The sequence below is a fragment of the Bradyrhizobium sp. SZCCHNR1053 genome, from assembly GCF_032381235.1.
GTDB lineage: Bacteria > Pseudomonadota > Alphaproteobacteria > Rhizobiales > Xanthobacteraceae > Bradyrhizobium.
The window spans coordinates 22,281-43,804 of the sequence record NZ_JAUHJM010000007.1 but is presented as its reverse complement, the minus strand read 5'-3'; the positions used below and the strand labels follow the sequence as shown (position 1 = coordinate 43,804).

Genomic DNA, 21,524 nt, shown 5'->3' with positions numbered 1-21,524 from the left:
GCGCGGGATAGCCGCCGCGGGCAAGGAAAACTTGCGTCAGCTGGCCGCGCGGCGGCCGATCTCGGCGATGACACCGTGCAGCCGCGGACGCGCTGGATCGAACTGTCCGGTGTGCAGGAAAGCGATGGTCTGCCGGAACGACGTCGGATGCACCAGCAGGCCCATATGCGAGGCCTTGATCACGGTGTAGTCCGTCATCTCGGCGAGCTTGCAGCTCTCGACCGAGACACGGCCGTCATTCGGCCATGGCAGCAGGAACAGGCCGGCGATCGGATCGAGGAAACGGTTTCCGGCGATCACACCAATCTCGTAATCGGCGGGCGGCAGAGAGGCGAGCGTGACGTCTTTCGCCGTCACCAGCTGCAGGCCGGCCGGACCGAAATAGGTGCGATAGAGCCCGACATTCTGCAGCCGGTCGGCGAGCTCGCTGCCGCCATTGGGCGTTCCCAGCATGACGACACGGCCGAGCCGCGCCGGCCGATGCTTCGCGATCGCGACCCGTGCCAGCAGCCCGCCCATCGAATGGGTGACGAAGTGGATCGGCCCGCCGATCCCCGCGGCAAAATCGGCGATGGCCGGGCGGATGTCCTCGGCAAGAAACTCGAGCGGCTTCTTGCGGCTTTCATAGTCGAGGTTCAACGTCGCAAAACCAGCTCGCTGCAGCCGCTTTTCCAGCGGACGCAGCATCAATGATCGGCCGGCGATACCATGCAGCAGAACGACCCCCGCGTTGCGGGGGCCAATGTGCTGAGAACGCCGGCGCAGCGATGTAATCACGCGACTTCCCGCTCTTCCGGCTCACGCTCGACCGTGGCTGTTGCCGCACTCGCCTCGGCGAGCGCCTTGGCGCCGACATAGTCGGTCTTGCCGGAACCGAGCAGCGGGATCTTGTCGACCACCATCACGACGGCCGGCACCGCCAGCTCCGGCGCGCCTTGCGCCTTGGCCTGGCGCTGCATCGCGGAGCGCTCGGCATCCTTCTGCGTCGTGATCAGCACGATGCGCTCGCCCTTGCGCTGGTCGGGAATCGAGACCGCGACCGATGCCGCTTGCGGCCATAGCGTCGCGGCAATCTGCTCAACCACCGTCAGCGACACCATCTCGCCGGCGATCTTGGCAAAGCGCTTGGCGCGGCCCTTGATCGTGATGAAGCCTTGCGCGTCGATGGTGACGATGTCGCCGGTGTCGTGCCAACCCTCCGGCAGTGCCTCCAGCACACCCGGATTTTCGGCTCTGACATAGCCGAGCATGACGTTGGGGCCACGGACCGAGAGGCGTCCGCCCTCCTCGATGCCCGGCACCTTGTCGAGCCGGTACTCCATCAGCGGCGACAGGCGGCCGACGGTGCCGACACGGTTGGCCATCGGCGTGTTCATCGCCAGCACCGGCGCGGTCTCCGTGACGCCATAGCCTTCGAGAACGCGGATGCCATAACGCTCCATGTAGATCTGCCGTGTCCGGTCCTTGACCGGCTCGGCGCCGGCGATGACCAGCCGCAGGGTACGGAAATCATAGGCGTGGGCGGAGCGCGCGTAACCAGTCAGGAAGGTGTCGGTGCCGAACAAGATGGTGGCGCCGGTCTGGTAGATCAGTTCGGGCACGATCCGGTAGTGCAGCGGCGACGGGTACATATAGATGGGGATGCCCGCCAACATGGGCATCATCATGCCGCCGGTGAGGCCGAAGGAGTGGAACACCGGCAAAACATTGAACACAAGATCGTTAGCGTTGGCGTCGACCCTCGCCAATGCCTGCGCGGCATTCGCCAGAATGTTGCGATGGGACAGGACAACGCCCTTCGGCGTGCCTTCGGAGCCGGACGTGAACAGAATCACGGCGGGGTGGTCGGCATTGCGGCCGACGCGCGGCTTGGTGCCGTCGATCATGCCCTTGATCTTGTCGGCAAAGCTGACGGAATCCTTGACGTCCTCGAGATAGACCAGACGGGCCTGCCCCTCGATCGCCGCGATCAGCTTGTCGAGCTTGCCCTTCTCGATGAAGGCCCGCGACGTCAGAACGGTCGTGACCTGCGCCGCCTTCATCGCCGCCAGCACGTTCACCGGGCCGGCGGAGAAATTCAGCATTGCCGGCACGCGTCCGATCGACTGCAGCGCCATGAACACCACGGCGACGCCGGCGGAGTTCGGCAGCAACAGGCCGATGTTCTCGCCCACCATCGTGCCCTGCTCGAGCTTGCGGCTGAGCACCTGCGAGCCAAGCAGCAGCTTGCGATAGGTCAGCTTGGTGCCGAGCGGATCCTCGATCATCACCTTGCCGGTATCGTGGTCGCGATGGGCATGGGCGAGCGCCTCGAACAGCGTTCGATCCAGCATGGCGTTCTTGACCATGGCTTCGATCATCACGTCCTGCAGCGCAGCGCCAGCTGCATTGCGGCGGGTCTTGCCCTTGAGAGCCGCATCGATGGTGAGCTTCACCGGCGGCAGGATCGTCACCGTCACCTTGGGAAACCACGAGCGCTTGATCTGGCCATCCTTGAGATAGCTGAGATGCGAGCGCTGCGCGCCCTCGATGCGGACCGGCACCACGACGGCGTCGGCCTTGTCGGCGATCATCGCGGTGCCGTCATAGACCTTCATCAGCGAGCCCGACACCGTGATGCGGCCCTCCGGGAAGATCACCACCGGCTCCTGGCTGGCGACCAGCTTGATCAGATCGCGAGCACCGAGCGGCTTGGTCGGGTCGATCGTGATGTGGCTCACAAGTTTCAGGAAGACCTTCGCCCACCAGGCCTTGGAGATCCCGGTGTCGACGGCGAAGGTCGCATCGATCGGCAGCACCGCGTGGAGCAGCGGGCCGTCGATCAGGCTGACATGGTTCGGCGCGATCAGCATGCGGGTGCCGGCCGGCGGCAGGTTCTCCAGCCCGCGCACCTCGGTGCGGAACAGCGCGCGGAACAGCATCGCGCCGAAGTCGCGCACGCCCTCCCTGCCCCATTTGGTGAGCACGAACCAGACGGCGCCGAAGCTCGCCAAGGCCAGACCGAAGAAGATCCAGGCGATCGAGACGCCTGCAGCCTGCAGGCCAGCCACGCCCAGCGAGCCGACCACCATGAAAGCGGCCTGCAGCACGTTGCCGGCGGCGATGACCCGGGCGCGCTCGGTGGGCTCCGACCACGCCTGCACAGCGGCGAACGCAGGAACCACGAAGAGGCCGCCGCCGAAGGCGAACAAGGCGAAATCGAACAGCATGCGCGAGCCTGACCAGGAGCCGATGAATCCCAGCGGCGTGATTCCCTTCGCGATCTCCGTCGTGCCGATCGCCCAGGACAAGTCGAGGCCGAGCACGCCCATGATGATGGCGCCGATCGGCACCAGCGCGAGGTTCGGCCTGACGTGGCTGAGATGCGCGGCGAACAGCGAGCCGATCGCGATGCCGACCGCAAAGATGGCGAGGCACAGGGTGACGACGCCCTCGGTACCGCCGACGACGTCCTTGACCAGGGCCGGCAGCAGCGACAGCACGACGGCACCCACCAGCCAGAACCAGGACACGATCACCATGCCGTCCCACAGCCGAGGCGCGGCATGTAACGACTTCAGAAGGTGCAAGGTCGAGGTCCAGGGGTTGGCCGTGATCCGCAGATCCGGCGCGGACGGCACCGTGTGCGGAATGCGCGAGGCGGAGGCCCAGGAGATGACGGCAAGGCCGATCACCGCGAGAGCGACCCAGCCCATGTGCGAGGAGCCGGAGACAAGCTGGCCGCCGGCGATGGTGCCAATCAGGATGGCCATGAAGGTCGCACCTTCCACTAGCGCATTGCCGGTGGCGAGCTCGCCGACCGTCAGCTGGTCCGGCAGCATGGCGTATTTCACCGGGCCGAACAGCGCGGCGATGACACCGAACATGCCGAGGGCGACGAACAGCAGCGGGATCGAATGCATGAAGAAACCCAGCGCCGCGAAGCCGGCAGCGAATATCTCGGCGAACTTCAGCCTGCGCGCGACGATGCCCTTGACGTACCTGTCGGCCAACTCGCCGCCGAGTCCCGAAAGAATGAAGAATGGGAAGATGAACACCGCACCGGCCACGGTCACCAGCGCATCGCCATGCACGGCCATGGCGCCATAGAGCAGCATGATGACGAGCGCATTCTTCAGGACGTTGTCGTTCAGCGCCGAGGAGAATTGCGCCCAGAACAGCGGGGCAAAACGGCGCGACGACATCAACTGCTTGATCATGGTCGTTTCCTGGTGTGCTGCGGCGGCTCGGCCGCAAGGATGGCAAGAGTCTTGAAGGTTGGTGATGAAATGAGGTGGTGCCGGTGATGCACCCTGTTAGACGCGGTCATGCGGTCTGCCGTTCTGTTGTTGGCCGCCGACCAGCACGAAGAGTAGCCCGAAGGTCGTGTGCAAAAGGCTTATCCAGACCGAGGGCAGCTGGACGGAGGTTATGGGACGAGAGGACATGGTGACCGCTTCCTTGCGTATGAGCCGGGGATTTGAGCCGTGGTCAGCTCAGCTCACTCAGGTAGTGGAAGCAGCCGAACAGGCCACCGCGGCGAGGCCGGCGTCCCTCGCGAACAGCTGCGCGAAAAAGCCGGTCTCCGGGCACCCGCCTTGCGCGCCGCGCGGCCAGCAGGCCGGCAACGTCACAGGCGTTGGCGATGCGCTCAACGCGTGCCGCCACAAGGTGAGACGCAGCCCGAGCCAAACCGTTCAGCAACGGCTGGAGATCGACGACGGGAAAAAGCTGCGGACCGCGAAAGCTGAGAACCTGCATGGGATCACTCCTTTGATTTTGAGCAACGCTCAAAATAGATATCGCAAAAATGAGCGGCGCTCAAGAAGATTCGATAAGGCGGAGCGATTGGGTAAACGAAGTCTTCCCGGCCGCGGCCAGTACACCAAGGCAGGACATCAAGCCATTGATTCTAAGAAATATTTTCGATGACCCGTCCAGGTCGGCGTCACCCGGCCGATTTGCGCAGCCAGACCTTGTTGTCGTGAAAGGCCGCGCCCCCGATCGGCGCGACGGTGTCGGCAGCGGTGAGCACGTTGATGCCCCGCCCCCCGACATGGGCGCGATTGGGATGGATGGATTCGGCGATCAGCACCCCGCGCCGGACTCCGTCGAACAGCCGGGCCGCAAGCGAGGTCTGGCCACGCTCGTTGCCGAGCGTGACGATATCGCCGTCGACAATGCCGAGCGGGGCTGCATCGAGCGGATGGATCATGACGGAGGGTCCCCCTTCCCGCGCCTGCGACGATGGCGTCTCGTTGAAGGAGGTGTTGAGGAACGAGCGCGCGGGGCTGGTCGCAAGCCGAAACGGATGCTGCTGATCGACCTCTTCGGTCACCGCCCAATGGTCGGGCAACGACGGCATGCGTTCAGGATTGCCCATGACGCGGCCGAATAGTGGATGCGCCCAGTCGGCCTTGAAGTGAAATTTCCCGTCGCTGTGCGCGAAGCCGTCGAGATAGTGCGAGGTGCGGAAGTCCGGCTGAAGGTCGCGCCAGACATCGGCCTCGAGCCCGGCGATATCGCCATGGCCGCTCTTCTTCAACGTCGCATCGATCAGCTCGCGCGGCGACATCTCGAAGCCCGGATGCACCGCCCGCAGCCGGCGCGCCAGGCCCTGCAGCACCTCATGATTGGACCGGCACTCGCCGGGCGGGTCGATCAGCTTCGGTCCGATCGAAATGTGCTGATGGCCGCCGCCGTAATAGAGATCGTCATGCTCCATGAACATCGTGGCGGGCAGCACGATATCCGCCATCTGCGCCGTCTCGGTCATGAACTGCTCGTGGACCGCGACGAAAAGATCCTCGCGCGCAAATCCGTTGCGAACCAGCTCCTGCTCGGGCGCCACCGTCATCGGATTGGTGTTCTGGATCAGCATCGCCTTGACCGGCGGACCGCCGCACAACGCTGCTCGATCCCCGGTGAGGATACGCCCAATCTGCGACTGATCGAGAAAGCGGGTGGAATGATCGACGGCATCACGGCCCTCGATGATCGATTCATCGAAATGCCACAGCGCCGCGTTGTTGAAGAAGGCTCCGCCTCCCTCATACTGCCAGGCGCCGGTCACCGCGGGAATGCACGATGCCGCATGCATCTGCGTCGCGCCGTTCCTGCTGCGAGTGAAACCATAACCCAGTCGGAAGAAGGTCCGCTTCGTCTCTCCGACCAGACGGGCGAACGCCTCGATTTCGGCCACGGGAACGCCAGAGATTTGCGATGCCCATTGCGGCGTCCGGGTCTCCAGATGCGCTTCGAGTTCGGCAGGACAATCCGTGTACTTCTCCATATAGGCGCGGTCGGCATAGCCATCGCGAAACAGCACGTGCATCACGCCGCAGGCAAATGCGCCGTCGGTCCCAGGTCGCAGGATGACCTTGATGTCGGCCTGCTTCATGGTCTCATTGTCGTAGACATCGATCGCCGCGATCTTCGCGCCTCGTTCCTTCCGGGCGCGCGCCGCATGAGTCATGACATTGACCTGCGTGTTCACCGGGTTCGTGCCCCAGATCACGACCAGATCCGAGAGCGCCATCTCCCGCGGATCGACGCCTGCAATCTTCCCGGTGCCGATGGCAAAGCCGATGCGCGCGACATTGGCGCAGATCGTGGAGTAGAACCGCGAGTACTTCTTCACATGGGTGAGACGGTTGAGGCCATCGCGCATCACGAGACCCATCGTGCCCGCGTAATAATACGGCCAGACCGACTGAGCGCCAAAGTCGCGCTCCACCTGGAGAAACCGCTCGGCGATCACGTCCAACGCCTCGTCCCAGGAGATGCGTGCAAATTGCCCTGAGCCTTTCGGGCCGACGCGACGCATCGGATGCATCAGCCTCTCAGGATGATGAATCCGCTCAGCATATCTCGCGACCTTGGCGCAAACCACGCCAGCCGTATAGGTCTGCCGTTTCGAGCCGCGAACGCGGCCGATCGCCTTTCGATCGAGCACCTCGACGTCGAGCGCGCAGGCCGACGGACAATCGTGCGGGCAGGTGGAATGGCGGATGTCGACCCGAGTTTGCTGGTTCATGCCCGATTCGTAGCACCAAAGAATGCGTCCGCCGAGAGCATTCGCGAGGCATTCGCATGAACAAGATTCGTGCGTGTCTGCTCCACCGCAAACGTTGGGCCTGCTTCTGGACGCGGCAAGTCACCATCGACAACAACCGATCCGCCGCCAGGGGCAAGGTGAAGACTGCATCAAAAGACGATAGGCTTCTGTTGCGCGCTCGGGGTCGCTCTCCTGCGAACGATCTACGTCGCAGCGCACCATGCCCAGCCCTCAGCTGACCGGCAATTTCGATTGCAAAGCCAGCTTCATATATTAATATATCAGTTGAGGAAACGCACATGTCCAGTCGAGCCCCGAGGAAAATGGCCCCAGCGCCACGGCCTGTGGTTGCCCGCATGCGCCGCAATGGTCGGCCCCGCGGCGCGACAGCAGCGTCACGCATCTACACCGATCTCAGGTCCGAACTCGTGTCGCTCGTGCGCCTGCCGGGGGAGCCGATCTCGGAAGCGCAGATTGCGACGACCTATGGTGTCAGCAGGACACCGGTCCGCGAGGCCATTCTGAAACTCTCCGATGAAGGGTTGGTCGAGATCTTTCCGCAGTCCGGCATCTTCGTCTCGCGCATTCCGGTCGCAGCACTCCCCGAGACCATCATCATCCGAAAGTCTCTCGAAGAGACCACCGCTCGGATGGCCGCCGAGCATGCGACATCGAGCCAGTTGCTCAACCTGCATGCGACCCTCGAGCGTCAGCGCGAGGCCTGCGCCGCAAAGGATCGCGAAGCCTTCCACCAGGCGGACGAGATGTTTCACGCTGGCATCGCCGAGGTCGCGGGCTATCCCGGGATCTGGAAACTGATCGTTCAGGTCAAGGTTCACGTCGACCGCTATCGTCGACTGACCCTGCCGCAGATCGGACGGATGGCCGAAGTGATCGCAGAGCACGAACCAATCCTTCAGGCCATCGAGCGGCGCGATCCGGATCGTGCCCGGGCTGCCATGGCGAGTCATCTGGAACGCCTGCTCGACGACATCTCTGAAATTCAGACCAAGAATCCAGAGTATTTCGATCAACCAAGCTAACGAGATGATCGCATCGAACCTTGCGGCGACACGATCATTCCGTCGGAGAGACGCCATGAAAAGACGCGATTTCATCAGATTGAGCGTGGGCTTTGCGGGCGTTGCAACGCTGCCGCCGATCTCGGCCGCCCTTGGGCAATCGAAGGCGGTGTTCAAGGCATCCGACGTTCAGCCGCCGGGTTATCCGACGGTTGCAGCAACAGAAAACCTCGGCAAAAAGCTTACAGCGGCAACCAACGGCAGGCTGTCGATCCAGATGTATCCCTCCGCTCAGCTCGGCGGCGAGAAAGAGACCATCGAGCAGACCCAGATCGGGGCGATCCAGATGCTGCGGGTCAGCGCCGGCGCACTCGGCCCGATCGTCGACGACGTCAACGTCGTCAACATGCCCTTCCTGTTCAAGAGCATCGAACATTCTGAAAAGATGATGGACGGTCCGATCGGTCAGGACCTTCTGGACCGCGTCAGCGCCAATGCCAGCGCAAATCTCGTCGCACTCTGCTGGATGAATTCGGGCGCGCGCAGCATCTACAACACCAGGAAGCCCATCAGGACGGTCGAGGACGTCAAGGGGCTGAAGATCCGTGTGATCGGCAATCCCATCTTCATCGACATGATGAACGCGCTTGGCGGCAACGGCGTCGCGATGGGCTACGATCAGGTCTTCAGCGCGCTGCAGACCGGCGTGATCGACGGGGCCGAAAACAATCCGCCGAGCTACGTCTTCAGCAATCATTACACGGCAGCGAAGTACTATTCGCTCACCCAGCATCTCGTCATTCCGGAAATCCTCGCGTTCTCGAAGCGGTCCTGGGCAAACCTGTCGACCGACGACCAGACCTTGATCAAGAAGTTCGCGCGCGAAGCGCAGATGGAGGAGCGCGAACTCTGGAAGGCCTACGAGCGGGAAGCGATCGAGAAGGCCAAGGCCGGTGGCTCCGAGATCGTCGAAATCACCAACAAGGCGCCGTTCCAAAAGGCCGTGAAGCCGGTCTGGGACAAATACGGTCCGAAGTACCAAGAAATGATCAAGCGCATTCAGGACATCGCATAGACCGCACGCTCGGTTCGGACGATCAAGAGGCTTACGATGGCCGGACTCTATCGCCGGGCGATGGATGCGCTGTATCCCGCTTGCGTCATCGTGGGCGTAACGGCGCTCATGCTGATCTCAGCCGTCATCACTTGGGCGGTCTTCACCCGCTACGTCCTGAACAGCGCGGCTTCCTGACCCGAAGCGATGGCCGTCCTGTTGTGCTGGTGCCACCAAACCATAAACGCCGTCCTTCACGCGCTCGCGGCCGGCGAGACGATCTCGATCAGCGCGCTGTTCATGTCCGCCCCCCGGGGAAATCCAGCTCGCCGTCGGCGGGATACGGCCATCACCGGCTAGGTAGGACGTCGGAAAATGCCTCGCCGCCTCTACTCGTCTTCGTCTTGACCGGCCTCCGCCAATCCGCGTAACGGCTCGGGATTCAGAAGCACGATCGCCCCGTGCTCGAGGCGGACCCAGTCCCGCGCGGCCCATGCACGCAACTGCTTGTTGATGCTCTCCCGCGTCATGCCGACCATTTCGCTGATCTCCTGCTGAGTGATGGCGATGGTGCGGCTTGCGGTATCCAGCTTGCGCTTGTCGGTCAGGCCGAGCAGCGCACTGGCAAGGCGGCGGGGGAGATCCTGAAGGATGACCTGCTCGACCTGGTCGCTGGTCCAGCGCAGCCGATCGCAAAGCAGCTCGATGAATTTCATTGCCAGCACCGGCTGGCTCTTCACGAACGGCAGGAATTCGCGCCGATCGATGACCAGAATCTCGCAGTTCGTATTGGCCGTTGCGTCGGCTGTGCGTTCTCGGCCGTCGAGCACGGCGACTTCGCCGAATATCTCACCCGCGCTGATCAGGTTCAGGATGGCATTGCGGCCGTCGGGCGACGAGACACTGATTTTGACGGTGCCACTGATCACGGCATACAAGCTTGAGCCAGGATCGCCTTTTGAGAAGATGGTTGAACCGCGCTTGAGCGATGTCGGCTTGGCGTAGCGGCAGAGCTGATCGACCGCATCGGCCTCGAGTTCACGAAAAATCGGATGCTGACGCAGCACCGACAGTTTGCCGTTGTTGGTAGGTCGGACGCTCGCCCGCTTTTCCTCAGTCACACCGCATCTCCCAGGCGTCCGAATACCGCCGCCCAAGGGAGCTGTCCAAAGCCGGTGGCCAAGGCCCCCGCGGATGTCAGGGGACTATGGACACGCCTACAGCCACCAGCAAAGACGATCCCTCGGACTTGCGACCACCGATCCTCGATTTCATTGCACTTCGGAATACGGCAGATCGGCGGATTGTCCAGGAAAATGCGGCGAACGCTCAAGGCGAAGCCATCTGCCAATCGACGCCGGAGGCGTTTCCGCCCCCGAGAGGCGGCCCGGCATACATTGTGCAGCGCGTGAGAGTCGTCCAGCCGCCCGTCGGACCAGCAGCGCTACTCTTCTGAGCGCAAGATGCCGCAGCCCAAGGGCAGCCTGTACCTCACACCCGATGTCTTGTCTGTGAATCAGCCCAAAGCAGGACCGCAGCGAACCCGACAAAAACCCCCACAACTGCAAAGCTGACCATCATAGCGTCGAGCGGCATGTCTCTCTCCCCTGTTCGAGTTTGAGACACAGTTCCCTATCGGCTGCGCGACAGTCCTTGATCCAGATCAATGCAATGCGGGTTTCGCCAGCGACGTCAGGCAGCAGCCATAGCTTCAGCTCGCGCCGAATCTCGAAGCGAGACGCCCCCGGGCAGGATCGCGATGATGCCCTCCCGTTCGAGCTTCGTGAACGTTCGACTGACGGTCTCGATGGTGAGCCCGAGATAGTCGGCGATATCCTGCCGACTCATCGGCAACGGTACCATGTTAGAGGGTCCCCGAAGCTCCACCAGCCGGTCCCTCCAGCCAACGAGGAATGTCGCGACCTTCTCCTCGGCTGATCGGCGTCCGAGAAGTACCATGTGATCACGCGCCTGATTCAGCTCCTGCACGGCCAGTTCGTTCATCCGCCGCAGCAGGTTCGGCTTGTCCTCGGCAAAGCGTCCGAACGGTCCCTTTGCGAACTGGCAGACGGTGACGGGACCGATTGCGTCGGCCGAAAATCCATGCCGTTCCTCCGTCGTCATGCCGACGAAGTCGCCAGGCAGCGCAAATCCGACGATCTGCCTGCGTCCGTCGGGGAGAAGCTTGTAGAGCCTCATGACTCCATCCAGTAAGTTGTAGAAGCAGGACGACGTATCTTCTTGCGCGAAAACCGTCTCGCAGGTCGCAAAATGGGTCCGGCGGCTGAGCTGCTCGAATTCACGCATTTCGAACTGGTCGAGCGACGCACAGACACTGAATCCCCGCACGGCACAATCGGCACAGGCCTGCCCATGGAAATCGACTGCAACAAGAGACGTCTTCATACGGGGCTCCGCTGGGCCAAGCGCAAGGATATAATGATTGCATTCTAACGGACGCTCGAAGTTCCGATTGATTCAAATCAAACGAACCAACAATCCGGGCCCTATCGTGGCCGCCATTGCCAGCGCCAACGGACATTGTGAATGCAGCGGCTTGTTCTGTGCCACCTTCTCGCCGCGATAGCGTTGGCGCCCCCCTCCTACGCGGCGTCGACGTCGCAGCAACGTGGGCAGGCCTTCGCGAAGGCCCACTGCGCACGATGTCATGCCATCGGTCGAACGGGAGAGAGTCCCTTCGAACCGGCACCCCCGTTCCGAAACCTGCATCTCCGCTACCCGATCGAATCACTGGGCGAAGCGCTCGCGGAGGGGATCGTGACTGGTCACCCGGCCATGCCCCAATTCCAGCTTGCGCCGCCGCAGATCCACGATCTGCTCTCGTATTTGAAGAGCTTGGAATAGCCCCGTCGATTCAGAGCGCCTGTATCGTCCAGGTCAGAATCGATTTGACAACCCGGCCGAAGGCCTCGTCGAAGGCGGACACGGCGCCAGCAGGATCAAGCCGGGCAACGGGCTGGTTTTCGTCAAACAGCCGTGACGCGATGACCTTGCCGTTCTTGTCGACGAGGCGAGCCGACAGACCAATCTCCGCCGCGGCGGTGTCGCCATTGATCCGGAAACGGCGGACATCGATCAGCAGCTGAAAATCCGGCTGGCCGAGATCGGATGTCCGCAGCGGAGCGTGGGCCACATCGTAATTCTCGAAGGCATCTATCAGACGTGACTGCAATAACTTGGGGATGCTGTCAGCCCACAGGAAATCACCGAACCCCGGGTAGTCCTTTGTCGGCGTGAACAGCATGCGTTGAGTCTGCAGCATCGCCACGGCCGTGGGCTCAGGAATCGCGAGCTGACCCTTGATGGTCTTGTTGACCGGCCCCAGTTCTCGCGGCGCGCTCAGATCATAGGTGACCTTCTGTGCTGGAGCGCCGCCTCCCGTCATTTTTTCCAGACCCGAGACGATTCCATCGAGCTTGCCGGTATTCCGCGCAAGGCCGTCCGAGAATGTCTTGAGGTTGGCGATCGTGTCTTTGAGCGGCCCGGCATTCTCCGCAAGCACTGCGTCGACGCGCCGCAGGGCGTCCCGGGCGGCCTGCGTCATGCTTTGTCCGGCGCCCGGTTCTGCAATCAGTGTCGATATGGCACTCGCCGCTCCTGCCGACGAGCCGCCCTCCAGCGCGATCACCGGCACTCCTGTCAGCCCCTGGAATTCCAGACCCACCTTGGTGTCGGCGCGCACGGGAGTCGTCGACGCCACGGAAATCGTTGCGTTGACCCGACGCGGATCGTTCGGCGCCAGGCCCAGCTCAGTCACCTCGCCGACCCGAATTCCGTTGAACAGAACGGCAGCTCCGACCAGCAGGCCGGGCACTGAGCCCTCGAACTGCACGTGATAGGTCGTGCGAGGCCCGAGTCCTCCGGTGTTGTTGAGCCAGTAAACGAAGCCAAAGATCGCGACGATGGCCGCCAGCACGAAGCCGCCGATGACAGCGAAAGGCGCACGGGTTTCCATCTTTCAACTCGCTTTTGGTTGCAGCATCTGGGATCGCTTGCCGTGAAAATAGGCTCTGACCCAAGGGTGTTCTGATCGAAGGAGATCGCTCATAGGGCCAATTGCCACGATCTTGCCGTCGGCCAAAGCAGCGACCCGGTCGCAGACCGTGTTCAGACTGGCGAGATCGTGCGTCACCATGAACACCGTCAATCCCAACGTCAGTTGGAGCGTCTTGATCAGGGCGTCGAAATCGCCGGCGGAAATCGGATCGAGGCCGGAGGTCGGCTCGTCAAGAAATACGATCGCCGGATCGAGAGCGAGCGCCCGCGCCAGCGCGGCGCGCTTCGTCATGCCGCCGGATAGTTCGGCTGGGAATTTATCACCGTCCTCTGCGCGAAGGCCGACCATTTCGAGCTTGGCTATCGCGATCTCATCCATCAAGCCCTGCGACATCTGCAGGCTCTCGCGCAGCGGAAATTGAACGTTCTGTTTGACCGTCAGTGACGAGAACAGGGCTCCCTGCTGGAACAGAATTCCCCAGCGCCTCGCCGCAGCCTGCGTCGTCCGCTCCTCGGCGCCACCAAGGGGTGTCCCCATGACCTCGATGGTCCCGCTGCGCCGAGGAATGAGGCCGATGATCGTCCGCATCAGGACGGATTTCCCGCCGCCTGACGCGCCAACCAAACCGAGAATCTCACCGCGACGAACGTCGAGCGAAAGATCGTTCAGAACGAGCTGCCGGCCGAACCCGACGACGAGATCGGTCACGCGGATCGCGCTGGACACTCCAAGATCATCCATTGCTACATTCCAATGGACGCAAAAAACACGGCGAACAGACCATCGAGCACGATGACCAGGAAAATGGATTTCACCACGGATGTCGTGGTTTGTTGCCCCAGCGATTCGGCACTACCTTTCACACGAAGTCCTTCACTGCAGGCAACAATGCCGATCACCAAGGCCATGAACGGGGCCTTCAATATTCCCACTTCGAAATGGGTGACCGAGATGGCATCGTGTAGCCGGGCGATGAAGATTGCCGGTCCCATGCCACCATAGAGCTGGGCCACCAGCCCTCCCCCATACAGGCCAGCCATCGAGCCGATGAAGGCGAGAATTGGCAAGGTCAAGATCAACGCAACGATGCGAGGCAGGATCAGCACCTCGACGGGATCCAGCCCCATCGTCACCAGCGCATCGATCTCCTCGCGCATCTTCATCGATCCAAGTTCCGCCGTGTAGGCGCTTCCCGATCGCCCTGCCACCATGATCGCGACGATCAGAACGCCAAGCTCGCGCAGGACCAGAATTCCCACCATATCGACCACGTAGGATTCGGCACCAAAACGTCGAAAATGGAAGATCCCCTGCTGGGCGATGATGGCGCCGATCAGGAAAGTGATCAACGCCACGATTGGAATAGCCTGCCATCCGATGCGGTACATCTGATAGACGAGGGAGGTCACGCGCAAAGATTGCGGCCGGCGTAGCGTCCGCAGCAGAGCAAAGGACAGCGCGGCCAACATGTCCAGGAACACTTTGACGTCCTGGGCTGCCCCCAGACTCGAACGACCGAGGTCCGTGAGTTTGGCGAGGACCGGATTCAGTCTCGGTGCCGGCTCGACCTCTCGTCGATTGACCTGCCGGACCTCCTCGACCAGGCCGATGTAGTTTTCTGCCACCCCGGTCATCTCGACCCGACGACCGCCAGCGGCGGCACGGCGGCTGAGCTTCTCGAGCAACCAGGCACCGACGGTATCGATCTCGCTCACGGCACCCAGATCAAGCTTCACGGCTTTCGCACTGTTGACCCTGGTGCCGGCAGAGCTGGTCAAACTCTCGAGCTCCGCCACGTTGAGGGACACCCATGATCCGCTCGGACGAAGCTCAAGCACATCCTCCGTCGTCGCGGCCGTCAGTCCCGGATGAGCACGCAATTGGATGTCTCCCTCAGTCGGCGCGCCGAGGCACACCCGTTCCTAGATCCGGCCGATCTGCCTCGCTTGATCTGCGTCAATGCCGTCAGCGCAACGGGTTGAGCGAAATCAAGCATCCCGCCGGACTGCGTTCTACAGTGATTTTGGTGCGAGGACAAAACATGGCTATCGACCCGACGACGCTCAGGACCGAGTTGGACAGCCTGACGCGTGAGCTAAGCCAGCTGCTGCGGGGCGCGGGGGTGCCGCTTGGCAACCCGGACGCGCAACCAGCCGCCGGAATGCTCGCTGCAGCGATCGAGGCGCTGGACATGCGTCTAAGTGAGACAGACGTTCAGGTGGAGCGGATGATCAGGGACCGTCCGATCGTGGCGACAGCTTCGGCCTTCGCCCTCGGTCTTGCCGTTGGCCTCCTACTGCGGAGAACTTAAGTGGATACCGAGAATGTCGTTAAACATTTGCGCCTTCTCTGGCGGACGGACCGGGTCATTGCCGACATCAGGCTCCGGCACCTGCTCGTCGGGCTCGGCCTCCGGGCCTTTGCGGCGCTGATTGCCGTCTTTGGCCTCCTGATGTTTGAGCTGGCGGCCTATCTTGCATTGGTCCAGATCACCTCCGCGGTCGTGGCAGCCGCAGCACTCGGAGCCTGCAATGTCGCGATTGCGGTGATCCTGCTGATCATCGCATCCCGTGCACCGTCCGGCAGGGAACTCGAACTAGCCAACGAGATTCACTCCTCGTCCATGGACTCGCTGCAATTGGAAGCACGAGCTCTGCAGGCCCAGATCTCGAGCGTGGTCAATCATCCGCTCAACAGCCTCATTCCGCTGCTCATCGTTCCCATTGCGACGATGATCATCAGAACTCTCCGCTCGCATGGCGGCTCCGAAGGCGAGGCGGCGAGCCCGCCGCCCAACGACCGCCGTGCGACTTGAACCCATCCTGCTGAATCAGGTGAGAGGCAATCGAAGCCTGAGCTCAAAGCCTGAGCTTGACGTTGCAGAGGTCGCGTTCGGTCGGATCGGTTTTGACCTCGAAACCGAGGTTCCTGCACATCTCCAGCATGACGACATTCTCCTGCAGCACGTCGCCGGAAATCATCTTCAGGCCTTCGGCCTTGGCGTATTCGATGATCAGCTGCATCAACGCCCAGCCGAGTCCGCGTCCCTTGAGATCCGACCGCAACAGGATCGCGTACTCCCCGCTCTCGTAAACCGAGTCGGAGTGAATCCTCACGACGCCGACCAGCTCGTTGGTCGCTTCATCGAGAGCCACAAAAGCCATCGCGCGCGCATAGTCGAGCTGTGTCAGGCGCGCGATGAACTCGTGCGTGAACTCCTTCATGGGGGCAAAGAATCGAAGACGCAGGTCTTCCGCGGTGACATGCTTGAGGAACTCATGAATGGTTGGCTCATCCTCGGGTCGGATCGGTCGCGCAAGGATTCGCCAGCCGTCCTTGACCTGGAGATGCCGTTCCCATTGGCTCGGATACGGCCGAACGGCGAAATTCGACGGACCAGAGCCTTTGAATTTCGGCGGAACCCTGCCGACGGCGACGCGCGCATCGACGGCCATGACGCCGCTCTCGTCCGCGAGCAGCGGATTGATATCGAGCTCGCGAATGTCGGGAACATCTGCTGCAAGCTGCGCAAGCTTGACCAGCACCAGTGCGACTGCATCGGGCTTGACCGCCGGGACATCACGATAGGCGTGCAGCAATCGTGAGACGCGCGTCCGCTCGATGAGGTTGCGCGCCAGATGGAGATCGAGCGGAGGCAGACCGAGCGCTTTGTCGTTGATGATCTCGACGGCGGTACCGCCCCTGCCGAACACAATCACGGTTCCGAAGGTTGGATCGTCGGCAATGCCCATGATCAGCTCCCGCGCCTTGGCGCGGACGATCATGGCTTGCACGATCACGCCGGAAATCCGTGCGTCGGGCCGAACGGCCCTCGCGCGGGCCATGATCTCGTTCGCCGCGTTACGCACGGCCTCGGCCGTGGTCAGATTGAGCACGACACCGCCGACGTCGGACTTGTGAATGATGTCTCTCGACAAAATCTTGAGCACGACAGTTGTGCCCTGAGCGAACAACTGCTCCGCATACCCGACCGCCTCGTCGACCGAAGACGCCGCGAACGTCGGCACCATCGCAATATCGTAGGCCTCCAGCAGGCGACTGATCTCGACCGGATCGAGCCAAGTCCTCCCGTCGGCGAGGGCCGTCGCTACAATTTTGCGGGCTGCCTCGACGTCGGGCGCAAAAGAGCTCGGCATCGCCGGCGGGACAGCGGCAAGCGATTCGACCACCTCCCGATGACGAACGAGATGCATGAAGCCACGAACGGCATCATCCTCGGTTGGGTAGTTCGGAATTCCTGCCCCGCTCAAGGTTTCGATGACCGGCTGCTCCGCACCGACCCATGCCGCCAGAACCGGCTTTGCCCAGCGCTGGTGCTGCTTTCGATAGGTACTGACGAACTCGGTGACAGCCGTGGCAATGGCGCTCGCGGATGCAATCGCGGTCTGAACGTTCATGACGAGAATTGCATCGTTGGCTTGATCGGCGAGCAGCGCCTCGAGCGCGAGCGTGTAGCGTGCGGCATCGGCGTCGCCGACGATGTCGACCGGGTTGGATCCGGACCAGGTCGGCGGCAGGATGGCATCGAGTTTGTCGTGGACGACCGGCGAAAGTGCGGCAGGCACGCCTCCGAGCTCGACCAGTCGATCCACGGCGAGCACGCCGATCCCGCCGCCATTCGTGAGAATGGCGAGCCTCTTGCCCATGGGCGACTCCACCCGCCCCAGCGTTTCGGCGCAGTCGAACAGCTCGCGCAGATCGGAGACCCGCAGAACGCCGGCCCGGCGAAAAGCCGCATCGTAGACGGCATCCGCTCCCGCCAGCGCGCCCGTATGTGTCGCCGCAGCTCGCGCACCGACGGCACCGCGGCCCGATTTCACGACCACAACCGGCTTGACCCTTGCCGCCGCTCGCGCCGCGGACATGAACTTTCGAGCGTCCTTGACAGCTTCGATGTAGAGCAGGATCGCGCGGGTCCCACCGTCCAACGCGAAATGGTCCAGAAGATCTGAGAGATCGACGTCCAACTGGTCGCCGATCGAGACGATTCCGGAAAACCCAACACCGCGCTGAGCAGCCCAATCTACCATCCCCGCCGCGATAGCGCCGGACTGTGAAATGAGCGCCAGGCTGCCTACAACCGGCATGTGCGCCGAAAAGCTCGCATTGAGCTTGATGGTCGGCATCATGATGCCGAGACAGTTCGGTCCAATGAGGCGCATGCCGTATTTCTGCGCTGCCTTCTCGGTCTGGTCGGCAAGCGACCCCTCTCCGTGTCCCAGACCCGAGGTAATGATCAGAGCTCCTGCCGTCCCCAACGCACCTGCGCGATCGATGAGATCCGGGATCGAAGGGGGTGGCGTCGTGATCACCACCAGTTCCGGCACGAACGCCAGTTCGGCGAGACTGCCAACGGCTGCGATATTGGATATCTCCCGATAGCGAGAATTGACCAGGCCAAGCTTGCCCTCGAACCGCGCCTTGACGATATTGTCGAGAATGGCCTTCCCTACCGAGTTCGGTCGCGGACTCCCTCCGATCAGAGCGATGGAGCGTGGCAAAAGCAGGTTCCGCAATCGGTAGGTCGACATTTGCACGTCCAACATCAGTTGGTGAAAGGCGGGTGAATCCCGAGGATTGATCTTAGTTTCAATCCGCAGCGGGTCTAGCGCGACTTATCATCCCAGCATAGTCACGGAGGCGATACCGCTCCGTTCCCTGACTGCACCTGCCGGCTCTGCTCGGTAGGCCGCAGTATTCGTACCAAGTCCTTGATGAGCATCAAACGATTGCCGGGCTGATTATCTTATTACCCTGCAACTTCGTCCGGGAGGCTCTCCGATGCGAGCGATGGTTCTGCGAAAGCCTGGAGCGCCTCTGCAGCCCGAGACGCTCGCGGACCCCGATCCTGGTCCCGGTGAGATCCGCGTCAAGGTCAGGGCATGCGGCGTGTGTCGCACTGACCTGCATGTGTACGACGGTGAGCTTCCCGACATTCGGTATCCGATCGTCCCCGGACACGAGATCGTCGGTCATGTCGACCAGATTGGTCCTGGTGTGACGACGCACAAGCTCGGCGCGCGCGTCGGAATTCCATGGCTGGGGCATACGTGCGGCCATTGCATGTTCTGCGCACGAGGTATGGAAAATCTCTGCGACCAGCCCACGTTTACCGGCTACACACGCAACGGCGGCTATGCAACCCACGCCGTCGTGGACGCAAATTTCGCATTCCCGCTCGACGGTTTGGAGGATGACATTGCCATCGCTCCGTTGCTGTGCGCCGGCCTGATCGGCTGGCGGTCTCTGGTCATGGCAGGGAAAGCCGAGAGGCTTGGCATCTACGGATTCGGCGCGGCCGGTCACATCGTTGCCCAGGTGGCCCGCTGGCAGGGGCGCCAGATCTATGCGTTCACCCGCGAGCACGACCAAGCTGCGCAGGATTTCGCGCGCCAACTTGGCGCCACATGGGCCGGAGCGGCGGGCCAGCGTCCCGATGTTGCTCTGGACGCGGCCATCATCTACGCGCCGGCTGGCGAGCTTGTTCCGGCCGCTCTGCAGGCTGTTCGGAAGGGTGGCCGGGTGGTCTGCGCAGGTATTCATATGAGCGACATTCCGACGTTCCCGTATTCCCTCCTCTGGGGGGAACGCCAGGTGGTGTCTGTCGCCAACCTGACGCGACAAGACGGTCTCGATTTCCTGCGGGTCGCGCAGCAGGCTCAAATACGGACCCATACGACGCCCTATCCGCTGTCCGACGCAAATGACGTTCTGGCCCGCCTGAGGCGGGGTGACGTCGTCGGCGCGGCGGTGCTTATCCCGGACTTTTGAAGTGAACGTGGCAACACCGCCCATGGCATCACCATCCGATCAGGAACTGGTCTTCTCCTTCTTGGGCAATACCACCCGACATCCAGGTGTCCGCCGGATCGACACGCACGCGGCTTCCGTGTTTCTGATCGGTGACCGCGCCCTGAAGATCAAGCGCGCCGTTCGGCTGCCATTTTTGGACTATTCGACGCTCGATCAGCGCAAGGCCGCGTGCGCAAAGGAAATCGAGATCAATCACCCGTTTGCTCCGGACATCTATCTGCGTGTCGTCGCCATCACCAAGGCGCCAGACGGGTCATTCGATGTCGGTGGATCCGGCACTCCGGTCGAATATGCCGTCGAGATGCGTCGCTTCGATGACAGCCAGACGCTTGATCATCTTTCTCGCCGCCAGCAGCTGGACGCCGGATTGGGCGAGCGTCTGGCAGAGACGATCGCAGCGTCGCATGCAGTCGCCGTTCGGAGCTCCTCCCATGGATGGACGGAGTCCATTCCGATTTGGATCGACGCATTCGTCGCCAGCTTTCGGACAGTCTCGCGATTTGGCGAAACGGAGGTCGAAGAACTCCGCGTCCTTTGCCACTCGGCCTTCGCGCGTCTCCGGCCCCTGCTCGAGCAACGTGCAAATGAGGGGCACGTGAAACGCTGCCATGGCGACCTCCATCTGGCCAACATCGTCCTCATTGACGACAAGCCGGTGCTGTTCGACGCCATCGAGTTCGACGACCGGATAGCCACGATCGACGTCCTCTACGATCTCGCCTTTCCACTGATGGACCTCTTGCACTTCGAGCAGCCGGTCGCCGCCAACCGTCTCTTGAACCGCTACCTCTCGACCGCAGCGCCTGACCAGACCGGAGGATTGGCTGCTCTGCCTCTGTTCATGGCGATCCGGGCCGCCATCCGTGCGCAAGTCTTTGTCGCAAGGCGCGACCGCGGTGATGCCGAACACTCGGACGCTGATCGCTCCGCAACGATCGAGACCGCAGAGAGCTACTTTCAACTTGCACGCAGCCTGATCCGGCCGGCAGAGCCGAGGATGATCGCGGTCGGAGGCCTGTCGGGAACGGGAAAATCTGCGCTCGCCCGGGCTCTCGCTCCTCTCTTGGTGCCTCCACCGGGAGCAATCGTGTTGCGCAGCGACGTGCTGCGCAAGCAACTGTCTGGCGTGAAGGAAACCGAACGCCTCCCAGCTGCGGCCTATACGCCGGAATCGAGTGCTCGGGTCTATCGAGAGTTGACGACGCTGGCCGGCCGCGTGCTCTCACAAGGCTTCACGGTGATCGTCGACGCCGTGTTTGCACGTCCGGATGAACGACAGGAGATCCATGATCTCGCGAAGCGGCTGAAGGCGCCCTTTGCCGGCCTCTTCCTCGTCGCAGATTTGCGCAGCCGGCAGGAGCGAATTCACCATCGAGTCGCCGATGCGTCCGATGCAACGATCGGAGTTACCGAGGATCAGGAACGCTACGACATCGGCGCTCTGGATTGGCTCCAGGTCGATGCGTCAGGCACGGCTGAGACGACATTGGAGCGAAGCCTTTCATTGCTCCGGATCAGCGCCTGAGTCCGGTGGGATGGCCCCCTGGCCGCAACGCGCGG

General features: G+C 62.3%; 18 protein-coding genes. 9 read left to right on the top strand and 9 right to left on the bottom strand.

Features of this window, described 5'->3' with window-relative positions; genetic code table 11:
- Positions 1–36 precede the first annotated feature (36 nt).
- Both QX051_RS18020 and QX051_RS18015 read right to left on the bottom strand, forming a co-directional pair.
- Positions 37–774 carry an esterase/lipase family protein gene (locus tag QX051_RS18020; RefSeq protein ID WP_315777188.1) on the bottom strand — a complete coding sequence of 246 codons (738 nt, stop codon included), beginning with the start codon at positions 772–774 and terminating at the stop codon, positions 37–39.
- A complete protein-coding gene (locus tag QX051_RS18015; RefSeq protein ID WP_315777055.1) occupies positions 774–4,199 on the bottom strand; it encodes an acyl-[ACP]--phospholipid O-acyltransferase in 3,426 nt (1,141 codons plus the stop codon). Before QX051_RS18015 ends, QX051_RS18020 begins: the two co-directional genes overlap by 1 nt.
- A gap of 226 nt (positions 4,200–4,425) precedes the next feature.
- Between QX051_RS18015 and QX051_RS18010 the strand changes: the two genes are divergently transcribed.
- A complete protein-coding gene (locus tag QX051_RS18010; protein ID WP_315777054.1) occupies positions 4,426–4,911 on the top strand; it encodes a hypothetical protein in 486 nt (161 codons plus the stop codon).
- Positions 4,912–4,927: 16 nt separating this feature from the next.
- Here the strand turns inward: QX051_RS18010 and QX051_RS18005 are convergent, their stop codons facing one another.
- Positions 4,928–7,015 carry a molybdopterin oxidoreductase family protein gene (locus QX051_RS18005; protein WP_315777053.1) on the bottom strand — a complete coding sequence of 696 codons (2,088 nt, stop codon included), beginning with the start codon at positions 7,013–7,015 and terminating at the stop codon, positions 4,928–4,930.
- Positions 7,016–7,392: 377 nt separating this feature from the next.
- Here QX051_RS18005 and QX051_RS18000 point away from each other — a divergent pair, with 377 nt between their 5' ends.
- Genes QX051_RS18000 through QX051_RS17990 form a run of 3 tightly spaced genes read left to right on the top strand, consistent with a single transcriptional unit; the run spans position 7,393 to position 9,310 of the window.
- The gene (locus QX051_RS18000) at positions 7,393–8,079 is read left to right on the top strand and encodes a GntR family transcriptional regulator (RefSeq protein ID WP_315756124.1); all 687 of its coding nucleotides are present in this window, start codon (positions 7,393–7,395) and stop codon (positions 8,077–8,079) included.
- A 55-nt stretch (positions 8,080–8,134) separates the two neighbouring features.
- The gene (locus QX051_RS17995; RefSeq protein WP_315777052.1) at positions 8,135–9,133 is read left to right on the top strand and encodes a TRAP transporter substrate-binding protein; all 999 of its coding nucleotides are present in this window, start codon (positions 8,135–8,137) and stop codon (positions 9,131–9,133) included.
- 36 nt (positions 9,134–9,169) lie between these two features.
- Positions 9,170–9,310, top strand: coding sequence for a hypothetical protein (locus tag QX051_RS17990; protein ID WP_315739030.1), 141 nt, complete (start codon positions 9,170–9,172; stop codon positions 9,308–9,310).
- 191 nt (positions 9,311–9,501) lie between these two features.
- Here the strand turns inward: QX051_RS17990 and QX051_RS17985 are convergent, their stop codons facing one another.
- Positions 9,502–10,233, bottom strand: a complete 732-nt coding sequence (locus tag QX051_RS17985) for a Crp/Fnr family transcriptional regulator (RefSeq protein ID WP_315739031.1) — start codon at positions 10,231–10,233, stop codon at positions 9,502–9,504.
- Between the two features lie 571 nt (positions 10,234–10,804).
- A complete protein-coding gene (locus tag QX051_RS17980; RefSeq protein WP_315739032.1) occupies positions 10,805–11,518 on the bottom strand; it encodes a helix-turn-helix domain-containing protein in 714 nt (237 codons plus the stop codon).
- Positions 11,519–11,659: 141 nt separating this feature from the next.
- Here QX051_RS17980 and QX051_RS17975 point away from each other — a divergent pair, with 141 nt between their 5' ends.
- Positions 11,660–11,977: a cytochrome c gene (locus QX051_RS17975; protein WP_315739033.1), complete on the top strand. Its 318-nt coding sequence runs from the start codon at positions 11,660–11,662 to the stop codon at positions 11,975–11,977.
- Between the two features lie 10 nt (positions 11,978–11,987).
- On the opposite strand, the gene QX051_RS17970 is transcribed toward QX051_RS17975, so the two are convergent.
- Genes QX051_RS17970 through QX051_RS17960 form a run of 3 tightly spaced genes read right to left on the bottom strand, consistent with a single transcriptional unit; the run spans position 11,988 to position 15,010 of the window.
- Complete coding sequence (locus tag QX051_RS17970) at positions 11,988–13,088, bottom strand: ABC-type transport auxiliary lipoprotein family protein (RefSeq protein ID WP_315739034.1); 1,101 nt, start codon at positions 13,086–13,088, stop codon at positions 11,988–11,990.
- A gap of 3 nt (positions 13,089–13,091) precedes the next feature.
- A complete protein-coding gene (locus tag QX051_RS17965) occupies positions 13,092–13,871 on the bottom strand; it encodes an ABC transporter ATP-binding protein (protein ID WP_315739035.1) in 780 nt (259 codons plus the stop codon).
- 2 nt (positions 13,872–13,873) lie between these two features.
- On the bottom strand, positions 13,874–15,010 hold the full coding sequence (locus QX051_RS17960) for an MlaE family lipid ABC transporter permease subunit (protein WP_315739036.1): 1,137 nt from the start codon (positions 15,008–15,010) through the stop codon (positions 13,874–13,876).
- A 98-nt stretch (positions 15,011–15,108) separates the two neighbouring features.
- On the opposite strand from QX051_RS17960, the gene QX051_RS17955 reads away from it, so the two are divergent.
- On the top strand, positions 15,109–15,441 hold the full coding sequence (locus QX051_RS17955) for a hypothetical protein (protein WP_315777051.1): 333 nt from the start codon (positions 15,109–15,111) through the stop codon (positions 15,439–15,441).
- The gene (locus tag QX051_RS17950; RefSeq protein ID WP_315777050.1) at positions 15,442–15,945 is read left to right on the top strand and encodes a phage holin family protein; all 504 of its coding nucleotides are present in this window, start codon (positions 15,442–15,444) and stop codon (positions 15,943–15,945) included.
- 43 nt (positions 15,946–15,988) lie between these two features.
- Here QX051_RS17950 and QX051_RS17945 read toward each other — a convergent pair whose 3' ends face one another.
- On the bottom strand, positions 15,989–18,682 hold the full coding sequence (locus tag QX051_RS17945) for a bifunctional acetate--CoA ligase family protein/GNAT family N-acetyltransferase (RefSeq protein ID WP_315777049.1): 2,694 nt from the start codon (positions 18,680–18,682) through the stop codon (positions 15,989–15,991).
- 250 nt (positions 18,683–18,932) lie between these two features.
- On the opposite strand from QX051_RS17945, the gene QX051_RS17940 reads away from it, so the two are divergent.
- Together QX051_RS17940 and QX051_RS17935 are read left to right on the top strand one after the other, a co-directional pair.
- Positions 18,933–19,922 (top strand): zinc-dependent alcohol dehydrogenase family protein, encoded by a 990-nt coding sequence (locus QX051_RS17940; protein WP_315777048.1) that lies wholly within the window; start codon positions 18,933–18,935, stop codon positions 19,920–19,922.
- Between the two features lie 22 nt (positions 19,923–19,944).
- Positions 19,945–21,489 carry an AAA family ATPase gene (locus QX051_RS17935; RefSeq protein ID WP_315777047.1) on the top strand — a complete coding sequence of 515 codons (1,545 nt, stop codon included), beginning with the start codon at positions 19,945–19,947 and terminating at the stop codon, positions 21,487–21,489.
- The last annotated feature ends 35 nt before the right edge of the window (positions 21,490–21,524 follow it).

What these genes read in the sequence shown, in the direction of transcription:
- QX051_RS18015 (WP_315777055.1), bottom strand. Translation starts at nt 4,199, where the DNA reads ATGATCAAGCAGTTGATGTCGTCGCGCCGTTTTGCCCCGCTGTTCTGG.
- QX051_RS18010 (WP_315777054.1), top strand. Translation starts at nt 4,426, where the DNA reads ATGGTGACCGCTTCCTTGCGTATGAGCCGGGGATTTGAGCCGTGGTCA.
- QX051_RS18005 (WP_315777053.1), bottom strand. Translation starts at nt 7,015, where the DNA reads ATGAACCAGCAAACTCGGGTCGACATCCGCCATTCCACCTGCCCGCAC.
- QX051_RS18000 (WP_315756124.1), top strand. Translation starts at nt 7,393, where the DNA reads ATGCGCCGCAATGGTCGGCCCCGCGGCGCGACAGCAGCGTCACGCATC.
- QX051_RS17995 (WP_315777052.1), top strand. Translation starts at nt 8,135, where the DNA reads ATGAAAAGACGCGATTTCATCAGATTGAGCGTGGGCTTTGCGGGCGTT.
- QX051_RS17990 (WP_315739030.1), top strand. Translation starts at nt 9,170, where the DNA reads ATGGCCGGACTCTATCGCCGGGCGATGGATGCGCTGTATCCCGCTTGC.
- QX051_RS17980 (WP_315739032.1), bottom strand. Translation starts at nt 11,518, where the DNA reads ATGAAGACGTCTCTTGTTGCAGTCGATTTCCATGGGCAGGCCTGTGCC.
- QX051_RS17975 (WP_315739033.1), top strand. Translation starts at nt 11,660, where the DNA reads ATGCAGCGGCTTGTTCTGTGCCACCTTCTCGCCGCGATAGCGTTGGCG.
- QX051_RS17970 (WP_315739034.1), bottom strand. Translation starts at nt 13,088, where the DNA reads ATGGAAACCCGTGCGCCTTTCGCTGTCATCGGCGGCTTCGTGCTGGCG.
- QX051_RS17965 (WP_315739035.1), bottom strand. Translation starts at nt 13,871, where the DNA reads ATGGATGATCTTGGAGTGTCCAGCGCGATCCGCGTGACCGATCTCGTC.
- QX051_RS17945 (WP_315777049.1), bottom strand. Translation starts at nt 18,682, where the DNA reads ATGTCGACCTACCGATTGCGGAACCTGCTTTTGCCACGCTCCATCGCT.
- QX051_RS17940 (WP_315777048.1), top strand. Translation starts at nt 18,933, where the DNA reads ATGCGAGCGATGGTTCTGCGAAAGCCTGGAGCGCCTCTGCAGCCCGAG.
- QX051_RS17935 (WP_315777047.1), top strand. Translation starts at nt 19,945, where the DNA reads ATGGCATCACCATCCGATCAGGAACTGGTCTTCTCCTTCTTGGGCAAT.